Annotated in this window: 13 protein-coding genes and 9 tRNA genes; 2 read left to right on the forward strand and 20 right to left on the reverse strand. The window is 41.3% G+C overall.

The features are described from left to right. Positions 1–295: 295 nt before the first annotated feature. From lnt to miaB, 5 genes are read right to left on the reverse strand one after another with little or no spacing between them, the layout of a single operon-like run. Complete coding sequence (gene lnt / locus FR932_RS20530; protein ID WP_050998991.1) at positions 296–1840, reverse strand: apolipoprotein N-acyltransferase; 1545 nt, start codon at positions 1838–1840, stop codon at positions 296–298. Positions 1841–1897: 57 nt separating this feature from the next. Beyond that, the gene (gene corC / locus FR932_RS20535) at positions 1898–2782 is read right to left on the reverse strand and encodes a CNNM family magnesium/cobalt transport protein CorC (RefSeq protein ID WP_019442041.1); all 885 of its coding nucleotides are present in this window, start codon (positions 2780–2782) and stop codon (positions 1898–1900) included. Between the two features lie 42 nt (positions 2783–2824). Continuing rightward, positions 2825–3286, reverse strand: a complete 462-nt coding sequence (gene ybeY / locus FR932_RS20540; RefSeq protein WP_019442042.1) for an rRNA maturation RNase YbeY — start codon at positions 3284–3286, stop codon at positions 2825–2827. Continuing rightward, positions 3286–4314: a PhoH family protein gene (locus FR932_RS20545; RefSeq protein WP_019442043.1), complete on the reverse strand. Its 1029-nt coding sequence runs from the start codon at positions 4312–4314 to the stop codon at positions 3286–3288. Before FR932_RS20545 ends, ybeY begins: the two co-directional genes overlap by 1 nt. 31 nt (positions 4315–4345) lie before the next feature. After that, a complete protein-coding gene (miaB, locus tag FR932_RS20550) occupies positions 4346–5773 on the reverse strand; it encodes a tRNA (N6-isopentenyl adenosine(37)-C2)-methylthiotransferase MiaB (protein ID WP_019442044.1) in 1428 nt (475 codons plus the stop codon). A gap of 224 nt (positions 5774–5997) precedes the next feature. Here miaB and FR932_RS20555 point away from each other — a divergent pair, with 224 nt between their 5' ends. Next, on the forward strand, positions 5998–7170 hold the full coding sequence (locus FR932_RS20555) for an FAD-dependent oxidoreductase (protein ID WP_019442045.1): 1173 nt from the start codon (positions 5998–6000) through the stop codon (positions 7168–7170). 19 nt (positions 7171–7189) lie between these two features. On the opposite strand, the gene FR932_RS20560 is transcribed toward FR932_RS20555, so the two are convergent. The 15 genes from FR932_RS20560 to lolB all read right to left on the reverse strand — a co-directional run bounded on the left by FR932_RS20560 (position 7190) and on the right by lolB (position 15273). Next, complete coding sequence (locus tag FR932_RS20560; protein WP_019442046.1) at positions 7190–8800, reverse strand: methyl-accepting chemotaxis protein; 1611 nt, start codon at positions 8798–8800, stop codon at positions 7190–7192. A 374-nt stretch (positions 8801–9174) separates the two neighbouring features. Continuing rightward, positions 9175–9249: transfer RNA gene (locus FR932_RS20565), tRNA-Gln, on the reverse strand. 40 nt (positions 9250–9289) lie between these two features. Continuing rightward, positions 9290–9374: transfer RNA gene (locus tag FR932_RS20570), tRNA-Leu, on the reverse strand. 24 nt (positions 9375–9398) lie between these two features. Continuing rightward, positions 9399–9475: transfer RNA gene (locus tag FR932_RS20575), tRNA-Met, on the reverse strand. 51 nt (positions 9476–9526) lie between these two features. Beyond that, a tRNA-Gln gene (locus FR932_RS20580) sits at positions 9527–9601 on the reverse strand. A gap of 50 nt (positions 9602–9651) precedes the next feature. Next, positions 9652–9736 (reverse strand) — tRNA-Leu (locus FR932_RS20585). 96 nt (positions 9737–9832) lie between these two features. Beyond that, positions 9833–9907: transfer RNA gene (locus FR932_RS20590), tRNA-Gln, on the reverse strand. A 36-nt stretch (positions 9908–9943) separates the two neighbouring features. Next, a tRNA-Leu gene (locus FR932_RS20595) sits at positions 9944–10028 on the reverse strand. A 104-nt stretch (positions 10029–10132) separates the two neighbouring features. Next, a tRNA-Gln gene (locus FR932_RS20600) sits at positions 10133–10207 on the reverse strand. Positions 10208–10223: 16 nt separating this feature from the next. Beyond that, a tRNA-Met gene (locus FR932_RS20605) sits at positions 10224–10300 on the reverse strand. A gap of 422 nt (positions 10301–10722) precedes the next feature. Further along, complete coding sequence (ychF, locus tag FR932_RS20610; RefSeq protein WP_019442047.1) at positions 10723–11814, reverse strand: redox-regulated ATPase YchF; 1092 nt, start codon at positions 11812–11814, stop codon at positions 10723–10725. A gap of 83 nt (positions 11815–11897) precedes the next feature. Beyond that, the gene (gene pth / locus FR932_RS20615; protein WP_019442048.1) at positions 11898–12488 is read right to left on the reverse strand and encodes an aminoacyl-tRNA hydrolase; all 591 of its coding nucleotides are present in this window, start codon (positions 12486–12488) and stop codon (positions 11898–11900) included. Positions 12489–12729: 241 nt separating this feature from the next. Beyond that, the gene (locus tag FR932_RS20620; protein WP_019628976.1) at positions 12730–13677 is read right to left on the reverse strand and encodes a ribose-phosphate pyrophosphokinase; all 948 of its coding nucleotides are present in this window, start codon (positions 13675–13677) and stop codon (positions 12730–12732) included. Positions 13678–13826: 149 nt separating this feature from the next. Then, the gene (gene ispE, locus FR932_RS20625; protein WP_019442050.1) at positions 13827–14678 is read right to left on the reverse strand and encodes a 4-(cytidine 5'-diphospho)-2-C-methyl-D-erythritol kinase; all 852 of its coding nucleotides are present in this window, start codon (positions 14676–14678) and stop codon (positions 13827–13829) included. Next, positions 14668–15273: a lipoprotein insertase outer membrane protein LolB gene (lolB, locus tag FR932_RS20630; RefSeq protein ID WP_019442051.1), complete on the reverse strand. Its 606-nt coding sequence runs from the start codon at positions 15271–15273 to the stop codon at positions 14668–14670. The genes ispE and lolB overlap by 11 nt, the downstream gene beginning before the upstream one ends. A 151-nt stretch (positions 15274–15424) precedes the next feature. Here lolB and hemA point away from each other — a divergent pair, with 151 nt between their 5' ends. Next, positions 15425–16678, forward strand: a complete 1254-nt coding sequence (gene hemA / locus FR932_RS20635) for a glutamyl-tRNA reductase (protein ID WP_019442052.1) — start codon at positions 15425–15427, stop codon at positions 16676–16678. Positions 16679–16819 lie beyond the last annotated feature (141 nt).

The following is a 16819-nucleotide window of genomic DNA, read 5'->3' on the forward strand; positions in this document are numbered from 1 at the left end:
CTTGGCTAGATAGTCGTGTTTGTTTAGCTATATATAGTTGCGCTAGTTTACCGATTTGTACGACGAGAGTATACGGTCTAAATTGTTAACGCATGATCTAAGTCCGTTCTGTATTGGGGTCGCAATGGTAATTTTTGTGCTGATTTTCTATATCGCCAAAACGAAAATCACGCTATTTGAATAACGATTATTTATCAGAAAATGGCACCTAATTAGGTGCCATTTTATTCTGCAACAGTGTTAGTTATTGTATGAATTATTTATCTGCGTATTTTTATCTATTTTTCATTACGATTTAGACTGCATTTTTCAGCTCATTTTTGGCCGTTCTTTGTTTGTTGAAAAAAGCATGTCCAAGCACAAAGGTGAATAATAGGAATGCCAGTATTAGCAGTGGCGTATTACCATAGCGATTAAACGGTGTTGTGCCTTGGTGTGGTTTTACATCAACACGTAATACTGCTTTCTCGAATTGTGGTATACGACCGACTTCTTTACCTTGAGCGTCGAACACAGCTGTAATACCTGTGTTCGTGCTACGCAGAACAGGGCGTTGGAACTCAAATGCACGCATTCTGGCAATCTCTAGATGTTGGTTAGGGCCAATTGAAGTACCAAACCAAGCATCGTTACTGACGGTCAAAATAAAGCCGGTATCAGGCTTTACAGTATTTACTAGCGTTTGATTGAAGGCTATCTCATAGCAAATTGCAGTGGCAATATGGGTATTGCTAGCGGCTAAGTTTAACTGTTCTTCGCCACCACGTTGAAATGATGACATCGGTAAGTTAAACAGTGGTGCAATCGGTCTTAATAGGTCTTCAAACGGTACGAATTCACCAATGGGTAACAGTTTGTTTTTATAATAACGGTCGTTCACTGGTGAGTGATTAATTTGTTGTTCTGGCTGACCGAGTACGATCACGGCATTGTAATATTCATCAATATCGTCAACGCGTTGGTAGTTAATAATACCAGTAATAAGTGTGGTATCACTTTGACGCATGAGCTCACCGACGTAATCCAAATAATTTTTCACTTGAAATTCTAATGCTGGAATCGCTGATTCTGGCCAAATGATTATATCAGCATCGGTATTATCTAAGCTGAGTTTCAAGTATTCGTTTAGAATATAGGTGCGCTTCTCTGGCAGCCATTTTTCATCTTGGTTGGTATTACCTTGCACTAAAGCAATTGATTTACTCGCTTCCGGTGTTGTCCATTCTAGGCCTTTTAGAGATATAGCTGAAAATACGATAACGGATATCATGATAGCTGGTATCACGGCCTTACGTTCGCGATAAGCATAATATAGACTGGCAGTGATTAAACAGACGGCAACGGTGATGCCTTCGACCCCGAGAATAGGCGCGAAACTAACGAGTGGCGTATCCATTTGGCTGTAACCGAACTGTAACCACGGAAAGCCTGTCATTACCCAACCACGCAACCAATCCGTAATTAACCAGATAGCCGGAAAAGCCACAAAGTAACGTAATAACGCTGAATGTGCGGTAAAACGATTAAGCAGATAGGCACACAGCGCAGGGTATATCGCGAGGTAAGCACATAATAGTACAACCAGTAATACGGCGACAGGAATAGGTAAACCACCAAAATCGAGGATACTGACCGCGACCCAGTGAATACCGGCAATAAAGAAACCTAGCCCCCAGAGAAAACCATATCCAGCGGCTTGTTTGGCGGATTTATTGTCGAGAATAAAGAGTAGAAAAAATAATGAAACGTATAAACTAATGCTGTAATCAAATGGTGAAAAAGCAAAAACGCTAAGCGCGCCAGTCAGTGGCGCGCCTATTTTCTGGATCAGTGATTTGATAGGTTATTCCTTTGTGCTATTGACAGCGACAAGTGGAGTAACCTGTCACTGCGACGGTTAAGCGGATTCAGCTAAGCGATCTTGCTGTGCCTCAGGTACCTTTACTTGTAACTGAATGATACGGCGGCGGTCAGCAGAAATGACTTTGAATTGGAATTCATCCACAGTAATTATTTCACCTTGCTCTGGCAAATGACCAAATGCATGGGCAACCATGCCTCCGATGGTATCCACTTCATCATCGCTAAAGTGAGATGAAAAGTAATCATTAAAATCATCAACCGGGGTTAATGCTTGTACTGAAAACACGCTTTTATTAATACGACGAATATCTTCTTGTGCTGATTCATCTTCATCGAATTCGTCTTCAATTTCACCCACGATCTCTTCGAGAATATCTTCGATGGTAACAAGACCCGATACACCACCAAATTCATCAACGACGACGGCCATATGGTAGCGTTCAGAACGGAACTCTTTCAGGAGTTTATCAACACGTTTACTTTCTGGTACAACAACTGCTGGGCGTAGAATCGACGATAATTTAAAACTATCTGATTTTCCAGCGAACACGAATTCAAGCAGATCTTTCGCTAATAAGATCCCTTCAATATGATCTTTATCTTCATTGACGACTGGAAAACGCGAGTGCGCAGAGTCAATCATAATCGGTAAAAATTCATCTACCCCTTGGCTCTTATCGATGGTAATCATCTGCGAGCGTGGGATCATAATATCGCGTACTTTTAGTCCTGAGACCTCAAGCACACCTTCAATCATATCTTTAGTGTCCTGATCGATTAGTTCGCGGTTTTCTGCGTCCTGGATAACTTCTACAAGCTCTTCTCTGTTTTTCGGCTCACCTTGGAATAATTGAGAAAACTTCTCAAAAAAACCTTTTTTTGATGAACCGTTTGTCGAGTGAGGTTTGTCGTCGTTCATAGTTTGTTGTACCTAAGTTAAGTAAGGTTAATGATATTAATATTACTTTTCAGTAATATAGGGGTCTTCAAATTCGAGTTTTAGCATAATTTCGGTTTCTAAAGCTTCCATTTCGTCTGCTTCTTCATCGATAATATGATCATAGCCGAGTAAATGTAAAGTTCCATGAATAACCATATGTGCCCAATGTGCGGTCAGGGGCTTTTGTTGCTCAAGCGCCTCACGTTCCACAACTTGCTTACAGATGATTAAATCACCAAGTAGGTTTAATTCAATGCCTTCTGGTACTTCGAATGGAAAAGACAGCACATTAGTTGGTTTGTCTTTACCACGGTAATCGCTATTTAATTGTTGGCTTTCTGCGTTATCAACAATACGAATAGTGACTTCTGCACTTTCTTGAAACAGTTTAACTACTGCGTCTAACCAAGTTGTAAATTGCTGTTCTGTTGGTAATTGCTGATCATCTTCAGTGGCAATTTGTAAATCGAGTGTGGTCGTCATTAATCTTTATCCTTACGGGGAATGCCATGTTCAAATGCTTCATAGGCATCGACAATTTGTGCAACAACAGGGTGGCGAACAATATCATTGGATATGAAAACGTTAAAACTAATGTCTTTCACTGGCTCAAGTACATCAATTGCATGGCGTAAGCCTGATGTGATGTGCTTTGGTAAGTCGACTTGGGTAATATCACCAGTGATCACCGCTTTGGAGTTAAAGCCAATGCGGGTTAAAAACATCTTCATTTGTTCAATAGTCGTGTTCTGACTTTCATCTAAAATAATAAATGCATCGTTTAAGGTGCGTCCTCGCATATAAGCAAGCGGGGCTATTTCTATGACATTACGCTCAATCAAACGTTCCACTTTTTCAAACCCCAGCATCTCAAATAACGCGTCATAGAGTGGACGTAAATAAGGATCAACTTTCTGGCTTAAATCACCGGGTAAAAAGCCTAATTTCTCACCTGCTTCAACGGCGGGGCGAGTCAGTAGTATACGGCGTACTTCTTGACGTTCTAATGCGTCAACGGCAGCTGCGACGGCTAAATAAGTCTTACCTGTACCTGCAGGGCCAACGCCAAAGGTTATATCATGCGTTAAAATATTGGTAATGTAATTGGCCTGATTGTCACCGCGTGGCTTGATTATACCGCGTTTGGTTTTTATCACGGCATTAAAGCTGGCTACTTTGGCAATCGGTTCTGGGTCGACTAATTTGCATGCTTGTATTGCTAAGTGAATCTTTTCAGGTTCGATGTCGGTTACTTGGCCTTTAACGGGCTGCGTTTCGACATAGAGCTCACGAAGAATATCCATGCAGCAATGGGCATTAACAGGGTTACCGCTTATGTGGAATTGATTATTATGATACGTAATTTCAACTTCTAAACGACGTTCTAGTTGTTTAAGGTTGTCATCAAACGGGCCACACAAATGTGCGAGTCGGCTGCTGTCGGCTGGTTCTAAAAATATATCGAGCGTTGTCGTATTTTTATTCAAAATAGTCTCATTAGGCAGAGCCATTAACGATCATTAATGGCTCTAAGTCTAGCTCTTATGGGATGAACTTGGCAACACCTAGCTCATTGGGTTGATTGGTAGCACGTGCCAAGATCTCGCTTGGTTTCACGTCACTACGTAGCCCCATTTCATCTTCACCACGGATGAATACACCACGGATAGAGTTAGGGAATACATCAACAATGTCGACATCAACAAACGTACCGATAAGATCTGGAGAACCTTCGAAGTTAACCACACGGTTGTTTTCCGTACGACCAGTCAGTTCCATGATATTTTTCTTCGATGGACCTTCAACTAATATACGTTGCGTTGTATTAACCATATTACGGCCAATTTTTTGTGACATTTGGCTAATACGCGTTTGTAAAATTTTCAAACGTTCTTTCTTTTCTTCTAATGATACATCATCAGGTAAATCTGCAGCTGGCGTACCCGGACGAGCGCTGTAGATGAAACTGAAGCTGATATCATATTCGATGTCTTCAATCAATTTCATGGTATCAGCGAAGTCTTGCTTACTTTCACCTGGGAAACCAATGATGAAATCTGAACTCATCACCAGACCTGGACGTGCTTTACGCAGTTTACGGATCAATGATTTATATTCGATTGCTGTGTGCGCACGTTTCATCAAGGTTAAGATGCGATCTGAACCTGACTGTACTGGTAAGTGTAAGTGTGACACTACTTCCGGCGTATCTTTATATACTTCAACGATATCGCTGGTAAATTCAATCGGGTGACTGGTGGTATAACGAATGCGGTCAATACCATCAATTGCAGCTACATAACGTAATAGATCTGCAAATGAACACATATCATCGTCGTGCATTTCACCACGATATGCATTGGCATTTTGACCTAAAAGGTTAACTTCACGTACACCTTGCTCTGCTAATTGAGCTATTTCATATAAGATATCATCCAGTGGACGGCTTACTTCTTCGCCACGTGTATACGGTACTACGCAGAACGTACAGTATTTTGAACAGCCTTCCATGATAGAAACGAATGCTGACACACCTTCGGCACGTGGCTCTGGTAAACGGTCAAACTTTTCTATTTCAGGGAAACTAACATCAACTAGGCCTTTTTTACCAGCTTGAGCATCGGTGATCATTTCAGGTAAACGGTGTAAAGTCTGTGGACCAAATACCAAGTTTACAATAGGTGCGCGTTTCTGAATTTCAGCACCTTCTTGTGATGCTACGCAGCCGCCCACACCTATCACTAATTTTGGATTGCGTTTTTTTAGCTTTTTCCAGCGACCTAATTGGTGAAATACTTTTTCTTGTGCTTTTTCTCTGATAGAACAGGTGTTTAATAGAAGAACATCCGCTTCCTCTGGGTTTTCAGTCAGTTCAAAACCATTTTCGGCATTTAACAAATCTGCCATTTTTGATGAATCGTATTCGTTCATCTGGCAGCCCCAGGTTTTAATGTGCAGTTTTTTACTCATTATCCACGTTGCTCTTTATTATTTATTGCGATATTCGGGTTGTGTGAAAACACACAGAAGATCGCGTATTCTACTGCCTTAATTCGCTGTTGACTAGACGTTATCTGTGCATCTATGCATAAATTTACTGTAATTTTCATTGCACAAAGCAATCATTTAAACGTAAAGCTTGGTAGAATTCTGATTCAGCTAAGAATTTATCCTTAAACGGTTCAGGAAATACGATGCAGGAATTTGATGTAATTATTGTTGGTGGTGGGATGGTCGGTGCGAGTACTGCCAACTTACTTGCTCCTTCAGGCCTTAAAATTGCGGTCATTGAAGCGCAAGCGCCAGCTGTGTTCTCATTTGAGCAACCGATGGATTTACGTGTCTCGGCAATCAGTTTGGCCTCTCAGCAGTTACTTGTCGCTACCGGTGCTTGGAGCAACATCAGAGAAATGCGTCTTTGCCCTTACCGTCGTCTGGAAACGTGGGATCAGGGCGGGTGTGAGACGAAGTTTCATGCGAATGATATTGGTCATGATAAATTAGGCTATATTATTGAAAACCGCGTGATCCAGTTAGGTCTGCTCGAGGCGATGAAGCGTCATGATAATGTGCAATTAATGTGCCCAGAGAAAGTTACAACGTTAACGCAATACAGTGATCACGCTGAGATCGTGCTGACTTCTGGGGCTAAAATCGGCGCTAAGTTAGTGCTGGCCGCAGATGGTGCCAATTCAATTATTCGCCAGCAGAGTCATATCGGTATTAGCAGCTGGGATTATCGTCAAAATTGCATGTTAATTAATATTGATACTCAGCAAGCGCAGCAAGACGTGACTTGGCAAGAGTTTTCACCGACAGGGCCGATGGCACTATTACCATTACCGGGTCATAAAGCATCGCTCGTTTGGTATCATCAAACGGCGCAAATTAAATACCTCAGTCAGTTATCCAACGTAGAACTGAAAAAAGAAGTACAACAACACTTTCCTGATTTAATCGGTGAGTTTGAGATCACCAATCATGGCTCATTTCCATTAACACGCCGTCATGCTCAGCAGTATTATAAAGGTCGCGTGGTATTACTGGGTGATGCTGCGCATACCATTAATCCATTAGCGGGACAGGGCGTTAATATCGGCTTTAAAGATGTGAATGTATTATGCGAACTGATTCGTAGCGCGGTGATTGAAGGTGAAGCGTGGGATAGCGAAGCATTATTAAAACAGTACCAGCGTTCGAGAAGACCAGATAACCTATTAATGCAAACCAGTATGGATTTGTTTTATTCGGTATTCAGTAATAACGCTGTGCCAATGAAGATATTGCGTAACCTTGGCCTTGCTGTCGCACAACGTGCCGGACCATTAAAGCGCCAGGCGTTACGTTATGCGATTGGTTTAAGCTAGTTATTATTTATCATTACGTTTAGCTTAATTTAAATTCTTTTACTTTTGTAAGTAGTTCCGTTGAATGGCTGAGTAAGTCTTGACTGATACTACTTGCATGGGTAGCCACGACGGTTGTTTCATCCGAGTGAACGGCAATCATTTCAATATTATGCTGAATATCAGTGGTCAGTGCTTGTTGTGTCGTTGATGATTCGCTGACGGAATCATTGAGCTGATTAATTTCCTGCATTTCCCGTGCAATCTCATTTAACATATCTGCTAATTGCGATACCTTGATCGCGCCTTCTGCTGCCGTCACTTTGGCTGTATCCATTGCTGCGAACGAACTGTTTGATGTTTCAATCAATGAGCTGACAATCGTTTGTATTTCTTTGGTTGAGTTATTGGTTTTGATCGCTAGCGCCCGCACTTCTTCAGCAACAACTGCAAAACCACGACCACTTTCGCCAGCGCGAGCAGCTTCAATAGCGGCGTTCAATGCTAATAAGTTAGTTTGCTCTGAAATAGAATTTATTACCCCCAATATCTTGGTGACGTTGTTGGTTTGCTCACCGAGTTGCTGCATTTTATCGACGACATGATCAAGTTGTGTTGTTAGTGTGGTTATTTCATCAATGGTGGCAGATGCTAAAGTATTACCTTTATCTGTTTGTAACGCTGCTTGTGTCGATGCTGCTGTGGTCCTTGTTGCTTTGGTTTTAATATCTTCAACCTGAGTCTGCATGGTAGCGATACTGGCGTTAATGGTTGCTGCTTCTTGTTTCTGCTGATTTGCTGAATTATAAGTTTGTGTTGATGCGGTGCTTAGCTTGGTGGAAATATCTTCTAATTGCTCGGCTGTGTTGAGCACATGGGTGAGGCTGTAATGAAAATTACTCATCATGTAATTAAACGCGGTGACCATACGGCCAATTTCGTCGTGGCTTTTCACTTCAATCAGGGTTGTAACATCTTGAGTATCGCTGGCGAGTTCCATGCTAGCGGTGAGATCGCTGATTGGCTTGAGGATCACTTTACGAATAATGAACAAGGTCAGTAGTAAACCAGCAAATAATACCACGGCTAAAATAGCACTCGAGCGTAAAATATTTTGTTGTACTTGTTGGTAGAAATGGTTCAGAGAATATTCTAGCCTGACTGCACCGAGTACATCGCCTTCTTTGGCATTGTGACAAGCTGTGCAATCTGTGCCTCGGTAATTTTTTGAGGCGATAAGAGGCTTGGTGATTAATAGCGTTTCACCTTCTAGGGTACTAATGACTTGGGTGATATCTTCACCTGCAAGTGCGCGGCGATCAAAATCATCTTTGATTTGTTCGCTGGCCAATCCAGGACCGTACAGTTGATTGACTTTATCGGCTCTGACGACTCGTATATCAGCAATGTTATCGTTTTCTAACATTTTGTGGCGTAAGGTTTCACGTTGACCAATGCTGCCTGTCAGCATCATGGTATTTAGACTATCAAAGTAAGTATCGGCTTGTTCGTGGGCTTGCTGCTCTAGAATAGATAAAACCAAGGCTGTTTCTTGCTTGCTTTGTGATAACGCAGAAATAGCGAGGATAAGAATAAACAAACTGCTCAGTGCGAGGTTTATTTTTTTAGCGATAGAGACATTTTTTAACATTGTTTCTTCCCATTTGAAACCAACCAAAATAGATCAAGTACTTACAATGATTATTGGTTTTTAATTCTACTGTAATTAGTAGGGTTAATCGTAACAAATTAATCTTGCTACAAATAGGATATCGGCCAAAAGAGGTATTTTGTTAGCTCAAATATGACAAAAAAGTTAATTAAGTGGAATGTAAGGTGATGAGAAGCTGATTGTGGTAATGCGAGGAATAAAACTTGCGTAATAATCATATGGATTATTAAAATGCTGAAATTAGAAATTAGAAATTAGAAATTAGAAATTAGAAATTAGAAATTAGAAATTAGAAATTAGAAATTAGAAATTATAAATTAGGGCGGGGTATTCAGAGGAGTGTTTAGAAAAAGTGGCAGGGATATGAGGATTTGAACCTCAGAATCCCGAGATCAAAACCCGGTGCCTTACCGCTTGGCGATATCCCTGCAAATCTTTCTACAGCATTGCTGTATTGTGTATAAAACATGGTGCGGAAGGAGAGACTTGAACTCTCACACCTTGCGATACTAGAACCTAAATCTAGCGCGTCTACCAATTCCGCCACTTCCGCAATGTTTTATTTTCAAAATAAGAATGGTGGCCATGACGGGACTTGAACCTGTGACCCCAGCATTATGAATGCTGTGCTCTAACCAGCTGAGCTACATGGCCATTCTTACTTCGTTTTCTATCCTATCCGTATAAATACGAATGAGATAAAAGTGGCAGGGATATGAGGATTTGAACCTCAGAATCCCGAGATCAAAACCCGGTGCCTTACCGCTTGGCGATATCCCTACAATTCTTTATGTAACTTTCGTTACATTACTTTCTATAAAAGAAAAGCATGGTGCGGAAGGAGAGACTTGAACTCTCACACCTTGCGATACTAGAACCTAAATCTAGCGCGTCTACCAATTCCGCCACTTCCGCACAATATTCTTTATCATTACAAGGTTGGTAGTATTGAATGGTTAGAGTTCAATAAACCTTGTGATGTTAACACTGACCTAAGTCTGTGTTGGTATATGGCAGGGATATGAGGATTTGAACCTCAGAATCCCGAGATCAAAACCCGGTGCCTTACCGCTTGGCGATATCCCTACAATTCTTCATATAACTTTCGTTATACTTAAAGCATGGTGCGGAAGGAGAGACTTGAACTCTCACACCTTGCGATACTAGAACCTAAATCTAGCGCGTCTACCAATTCCGCCACTTCCGCACAATATTCTTTATATTTATAAACTTGGTAGTGTTAGACAAATTAATGAGTAACAATGTTTATAAATTTAATAACTCGCTACGAATAGCCAGTCATTTATATAATGGCAGGGATATGAGGATTTGAACCTCAGAATCCCGAGATCAAAACCCGGTGCCTTACCGCTTGGCGATATCCCTACAATTAGAATTAAGATGGTGGCCATGACGGGACTTGAACCTGTGACCCCAGCATTATGAATGCTGTGCTCTAACCAGCTGAGCTACATGGCCATCTTAAATCTCATTCCGACTAGCAATTGCTTGTTTCGTTGGAACGGGGCGCATTATGCTAATTACAGCGAAGTTCGTCAACTATTTTTTAGTTAAAAAACATTTTTATCTGCGCTTGTTGAAATTCTGTACGAATCCTGTTGTCACTCTATGCTATTTGTATTAAAACTGCAAACGTTGATAATTTAAAGTCGTTGTAGCCTGTTTTTTTTGATGGCTCTGAAACCGGCTTATTTTATGATAATTTGCTTATTCAATTGATCGTTGGTGGTTTTATTTACCGTGACCGTATTGAGATAGCCTAGAAACAACAAACGCTGGCAATTGCCAGCGTTTGTTGTGCTTACTTTAGTGTCAACCACGAGTTGAGCTTAATAGCTTAATCTAAGTCTATTCATTTTAGGCTATTAACTTAAGCTTAATTATACGTTGAAACGGAAATGTACAACATCACCATCTTTAACGATGTAATCTTTACCTTCTAGACGCCACTGACCTGCAGTCTTAGCGCCTGCTTCACCTTTGTTCTCGATGAATGCAGCGTAAGGGACAACTTCTGCACGGATAAAGCCTTTTTCGAAGTCTGTGTGGATCTTACCGGCTGCTTGTGGTGCTGTTGCGTTTACAGGGATAGTCCATGCGCGAACTTCTTTAACACCAGCTGTGAAATAAGTTTGCAGTGTTAGTAATTCATAACCTGCACGAATTACACGGTTAAGACCTGGTTCTTCGATGCCCATGTCTTCCATGAATTCTGCACGTTCTTCATCTTCAAGTTCAGCAATGTCAGCTTCCATTGATGCACAGATAGCAACAACAACTGCATTTTCTGTTGCAGCTAATTGACGTACTGAATCTAAAAATGCGTTATCTTCAAAGCCATCTTCAGCAACATTAGCAATGTACATCGTTGGTTTTAGTGTTAAGAAGTTCATGTATTCAACAGCAGCAACTTCTTCTTTAGATAATTCTAAAGAACGGATCATTTCGCCTTCAGCAAGATGAGCCATGATTTTTTCAACAACTGGCACTTCAAATTTAGCGTCTTTATCGCCGCCTTTAGCTTTTTTAGCTAAACGTAATAATGCGCGCTCACAGCTGTCTAGATCCGCTAGTGCAAGTTCAGTGTTGATGGTGTCGATGTCATCTAGTGGTGAGATCTTGTTGTTCACGTGAATGATGTTGTCATCTTCAAAACAACGTACAACGTGACCAATTGCGTCTGTCTCACGGATGTTAGCTAGGAATTTGTTACCTAGGCCTTCACCTTTTGATGCGCCAGCTACTAAGCCTGCAATATCAACAAATTCCATTGTAGTTGGTAATACACGTTCAGGGTTTACAATTGCAGATAGTGCATCTAAACGCTTATCTGGCACTGGAACAACACCCGTGTTCGGTTCAATTGTGCAGAACGGGAAGTTAGCTGCTTCGATACCAGCTTGTGTTAGTGCATTAAATAGTGTTGATTTACCTACATTTGGTAAGCCTACGATGCCGCATTTAAAACCCATGATTTTTACCTTATTTGCTATGTACTAAAATTGGTTCACACAGTTAATTATTTATCTGTATGTGTTTAAGTATTTTTTGTTCATTATTGTGCTTTGAACGTATGTAAACGACTCATCGCTTTGACCATACCGTCTTTAGCTAAAATATCAATACAGCGCACTGCTTCATCAACGGCTGCATCCATTTGTTCTTGTTCTATTTTTTGTGCTTTGCCAAGTACATAACCGGTTACTTTTTCTTTGCTACCGGGATGGCCTATGCCGATACGTAAACGGAAAAATTCTTTGCTGTTAGCCATGCGACTAATTATGTCTTTTAGACCATTGTGACCACCGTGGCTGCCGCCTTGCTTAAATTTAGCGACGCCGGGTGGTAAATCTAATTCATCATGAACCACTAAAATCTCGGTTACATCAATCTGATAAAATTTGGCAATTGCCGCAACAGATTTTCCGCTTAAATTCATGAACGTCGTGGGTACCAGTAAACGTACATCTTTACCTGCTACATTGATACGGGCCGTATAACCAAAATACTTAGATTCTTCACGTAATTGCGTATTATGCCATTTTGCTAATTCGTTAATAAACCAAGCGCCAGCATTGTGACGGGTGCGGCTATATTCTTGTCCTGGATTAGCCAGGCCGACAATTAAACGAATGTCGTTGCTCATGGTATACCTATATTGCTGTAATGATGGCTTAATGGGTACTCGAGACTGTTGCTCAATTACTCATTGAATAAAAAACGCGCTATTTTACCCTGTGTCAGGGAAAACCTCAACTGGCGTATGAGACAAAGGTTTGTTGTGAGTGGTTTTGCGGTTGTTTGGGACGTTATAAAATAAAAAACCGAGTCAGGGTTTATCCAGACTCGGTTATTCGTGCGTTGTTAAAACTTAAGTATGGAGCTAATTAAGATTTGAACATTGCAGAAATTGATTCTTCGTTACTAACGCGGCGAATTGATTCAGCAAGCATAGGGCTTAAGCTTAATACACGTACGTTTGGTAGTGCTGCAACTTCAGGAGATAGTGGGATTGAATCCGTTACGATGATCTCATCAATGCAAGAATCACGTAGGTTTTCTACTGCGTTACCTGAGAATACTGGGTGAGTCGCGTAAGCAAATACACGTTTCGCGCCATTTTTCTTCAATGCTACTGCTGCTGCACATAATGTACCGCCAGTATCGATCATGTCATCAACTAGGATGCAATCACGGTCTTTAACGTCACCAATAATATGCATTACTTGCGCTACGTTTGCTTTTGGACGACGTTTGTCGATAATCGCAAGGTCAGCTTCGTCAAGTAATTTAGCGTTAGCGCGTGCACGTACTACACCACCGATATCCGGAGATACGATCACTGGGTTTTCAAGATTCTTTTCTTGCATGTCTTCTAATAATACTGGCGTACCAAATACATTATCAACAGGCACATCGAAGAAGCCCTGGATTTGTTCTGCGTGTAGATCAACCGTTAATACACGGTCAACACCAACACTTGAAAGGAAATCAGCTACAACTTTTGCTGTAATTGGCACACGAGAAGAGCGTACACGACGATCTTGACGAGCATAACCAAAGTAAGGGATCACAGCAGTAATACGACCAGCAGATGCACGACGCATCGCATCAACCATCACGATCAGTTCCATTAGGTTGTCGTTTGTTGGCGCACAAGTAGATTGCAGGATGAAGATATCTCCACCACGTACATTTTCTTCAATTTCAACGCTAATTTCGCCATCGCTAAAGCGACCAACTTTGGCTTTACCAAGTTGAATAAATAAACGTTCAGCAACTTTTTGAGCTAGTTCTGGTGTAGCGTTACCAGCAAAGAGTTTCATGTCGGGCACGGTGTAACCTCAGGTAATCGATGTATTTGGCTGGGATATAATTATACTCCTAAACAGCGAACTGCTTAGTAGAGATCCCCAGCATTAATCTCTTAGAATTTGGTAACAACTTATTTAACATACGTTCGGTACTGAACTAAAATTTAAATCTAAATTTGTCTTTCTAAGTCATGCAATAATGGCGATTTATTTAAGCCCTTCGCAAGATAAATTTGCATGTTTGTAGGCGCCTTAGCTAATACGGCTAATGCGTCAGACTTAGTTTTAAATTCAGAGAAAACACAGCAACCGGAACCTGTCAGTCGAGATGGCGCATATTTTAGCAACCACTCTAATGCTTTTGCAACCTCGGGATGACGTTTTTTTACAGTTGGTTCAAAGTCATTTTTCCATTCGTCTCGTAACAACTGATTCAGCGGGCGTTTTGGGGTATCGCGAATTAATTCTGGATCGGAAAATAATTTTGCCGTGTTGACCTGTGTGTCAGGTATGGCAATAAGATAATAGTTTTCATCCACCTCTATCGGGGTAAGCTGTTCGCCAATACCTTCTGCAAAGGCTGCATGACCGCGGACGAATACCGGTACATCAGCTCCTAACTTAACACCAATATCAGCCAATTGGTCTTCATTTAAGTGCAATTGCCAAAGTTGATTGAGTGCCACGAGTGTTGTTGCTGCATCCGAAGAACCACCACCTAAACCACCTCCCATCGGCAGATTTTTGGTTAAGGTAATATCTGCCCCTAGCGGTAATGAAGAATGGGCTTTTAATGCCACTGCTGCTTGGTAGATAATATTGTCGGTCAATGCGACGCCTGGTATGGCTGGTGTTATGGTGATGTTGTTGGTGTGATTAGGGCTAATTGCTAAATCATCACCTATATTAATAAACTGGAATAACGTTTGTAATTCATGGTAACCATCATTGCGACGACCATTAATGTATAGAAAAAGGTTGAGCTTTGCTGGCGCTGACCAATGGCTAATATTATTTTGCATTTAATGTCCAGTTTCGTGTGGTGATTTTGATACGCATATCGTCTTTTTTGATGACGATGTTTTTCGGTAACCAAATGGTATCGACTAATTGATAGCGAGTATAACTGATGTGCCACCCGAGCGGATGATTGGCTTGAATGACTCGACCGTAATTATCGAGCTGGACGTCATCAGTTAATGGATCGCCGATGATCCAAGCTCGTAATTGATTGACTGGGATCGGGATCGGACTGAGCTGGTTGATTAGAGTTTGGGTATTTAGACCTTGATATTGGCGATCATCATCGAGAATAAGGGTTGAAATATCATCGCTGCGCTTGATGGTGAGCACATGAATGCCAAAGGGACCGGTTAAATTAATATTAAAATCTTGGCTTAATTGCTGCCAGTTTAAAGTTGCAGAATTACGGGCGTCGGGTGTGATAAAGGCTATTTGCCCCTGCAGTTGCCAAGTGTCTATTGATTGCAGTTGTGTTTGATGCTGCTGCCATAGTTGCTGTGGACTACCAACCGGGGCTGGTAATTGTGTTGTGGTACTACAAGCAGTTAATACAATGCTAATAATGATAACGAAAATAGAACGCTGAAATGTCATAAGATACTCAAAAAAATAAAGTAATGATGATAAAGAGCAAGCATGGACTTATAAAAACAGATATGCATGGTTTTGTCACTTTAAAAATTCATACTTTTTGCGTAGAATAGCCCCCCTATCCATTTTTACAACTATTCACTGTAAGTAATACATGACTCTGTTAGCACTTGGTATAAATCATAATACGGCACCTGTATCACTGCGTGAAAAGGTTGCTTTTTCACCGGACAATATTGACGCTGCCTTTACCAGTATAATCGCTGATGGCGTTGCGTCTGAAGCGGTGATCGTTTCAACGTGTAATCGAACTGAAATTTATTGCAAAATTGAGCAAGGCTTAGCTGAACGTGTGACGCAGTGGTTGGTTGATTTTCACAATGTCGCCGCCGATGAATTAGCTACGTGTACATACCGCTATTATGATGCCGATGCTGTGCATCATTTGATGCGTGTAGCCGGTGGTTTAGATTCATTAGTATTAGGCGAACCACAAATCTTAGGGCAGATAAAACAAGCCTTTGCCAAAGCGAAACAGCTGAATAGTGTTTCTCAAGTACTTGATAAGTTATTTCAGAAAACATTTACAGCGGCCAAACGCGTACGTACTGAAACTGAAATTGGTGCTAATGCCGTATCTGTTGCTTTTGCAGCGGTAAGCCTGAGCAAGCATATTTTTGATGATTTATCGAAAACCCGGGTATTGTTGATTGGTGCCGGCGAGACAATTGATCTGGTTGCCACCCACCTTGCAGAACAAAATGTGAAAGAGATGATGGTTGCTAACCGCACAGTCTCCCGCGCGCAAGTCTTGGGTGAAAAATTTGGGGCAACCACCTTTACACTAGAAGAAATTCCACAGCATTTACACAATGCTGATATTGTTATCAGCTCAACAGCCAGCCCTTTACCCATAATTGGTAAAGGGATGATTGAAAGTGCGCTGAAACAACGCAAGCAAAAGCCTATCTTCTTGGTTGATATAGCGGTGCCTCGGGATATTGAAGAGGAAGTGGGTGAATTAGGTAATGCGTATCTTTATACGGTTGATGATCTGCAAGGTATTATTGAGCAGAATAAAGAAGCCCGCCAAGATGCGGCGCAACAAGCCGAACATATTATAACGGAAGAAACACAGCTTTTTTCAGAATGGATCGCGTCATTATCCAGTGTCGATTCAATTAAAGAATACCGCACCGCTGCAATGGCCGAAAAAGAAGTTTTACTCCAACGGGCTATACTGGCAATGAAAAATGGCGCTGATGGTGAGCGTGTGCTGACTGAATTGGCGAATAAGTTAACCAATAAGCTGATCCACGCGCCGACCCAAGCGCTGGTGAGTGCGGGTAAACGCAAGCAAGATGATGAACTATTATTAGTCCGTCGTGTTGTTGGCTTAGAGTTATAGTCATGTCTTCAAAATAAGCTGTTGTTGATGATTCTTCTTATCGATTAACAACAGCCCACGCTATTTCAATTTTTTGAGCATATATTCGCTATATCCAAGGTAAATATTCGGAAAGCAATCGACTATTTCCTTACATATAGG

This window comes from Moritella marina ATCC 15381 (genome assembly GCF_008931805.1).
Taxonomy (GTDB): domain Bacteria; phylum Pseudomonadota; class Gammaproteobacteria; order Enterobacterales; family Moritellaceae; genus Moritella; species Moritella marina.

Excerpts from the sequence above, each read along its gene's own strand:
- corC (WP_019442041.1), bottom strand. The coding sequence starts at position 2,782 with ATGAACGACGACAAACCTCACTCGACAAACGGTTCATCAAAAAAAGGT.
- ybeY (WP_019442042.1), bottom strand. The coding sequence starts at position 3,286 with ATGACGACCACACTCGATTTACAAATTGCCACTGAAGATGATCAGCAA.
- FR932_RS20545 (WP_019442043.1), bottom strand. The coding sequence starts at position 4,314 with ATGGCTCTGCCTAATGAGACTATTTTGAATAAAAATACGACAACGCTC.
- miaB (WP_019442044.1), bottom strand. The coding sequence starts at position 5,773 with ATGAGTAAAAAACTGCACATTAAAACCTGGGGCTGCCAGATGAACGAA.
- FR932_RS20555 (WP_019442045.1), top strand. The coding sequence starts at position 5,998 with ATGCAGGAATTTGATGTAATTATTGTTGGTGGTGGGATGGTCGGTGCG.
- FR932_RS20560 (WP_019442046.1), bottom strand. The coding sequence starts at position 8,800 with ATGTTAAAAAATGTCTCTATCGCTAAAAAAATAAACCTCGCACTGAGC.
- ychF (WP_019442047.1), bottom strand. The coding sequence starts at position 11,814 with ATGGGTTTTAAATGCGGCATCGTAGGCTTACCAAATGTAGGTAAATCA.
- pth (WP_019442048.1), bottom strand. The coding sequence starts at position 12,488 with ATGAGCAACGACATTCGTTTAATTGTCGGCCTGGCTAATCCAGGACAA.
- ispE (WP_019442050.1), bottom strand. The coding sequence starts at position 14,678 with ATGCAAAATAATATTAGCCATTGGTCAGCGCCAGCAAAGCTCAACCTT.
- lolB (WP_019442051.1), bottom strand. The coding sequence starts at position 15,273 with ATGACATTTCAGCGTTCTATTTTCGTTATCATTATTAGCATTGTATTA.
- hemA (WP_019442052.1), top strand. The coding sequence starts at position 15,425 with ATGACTCTGTTAGCACTTGGTATAAATCATAATACGGCACCTGTATCA.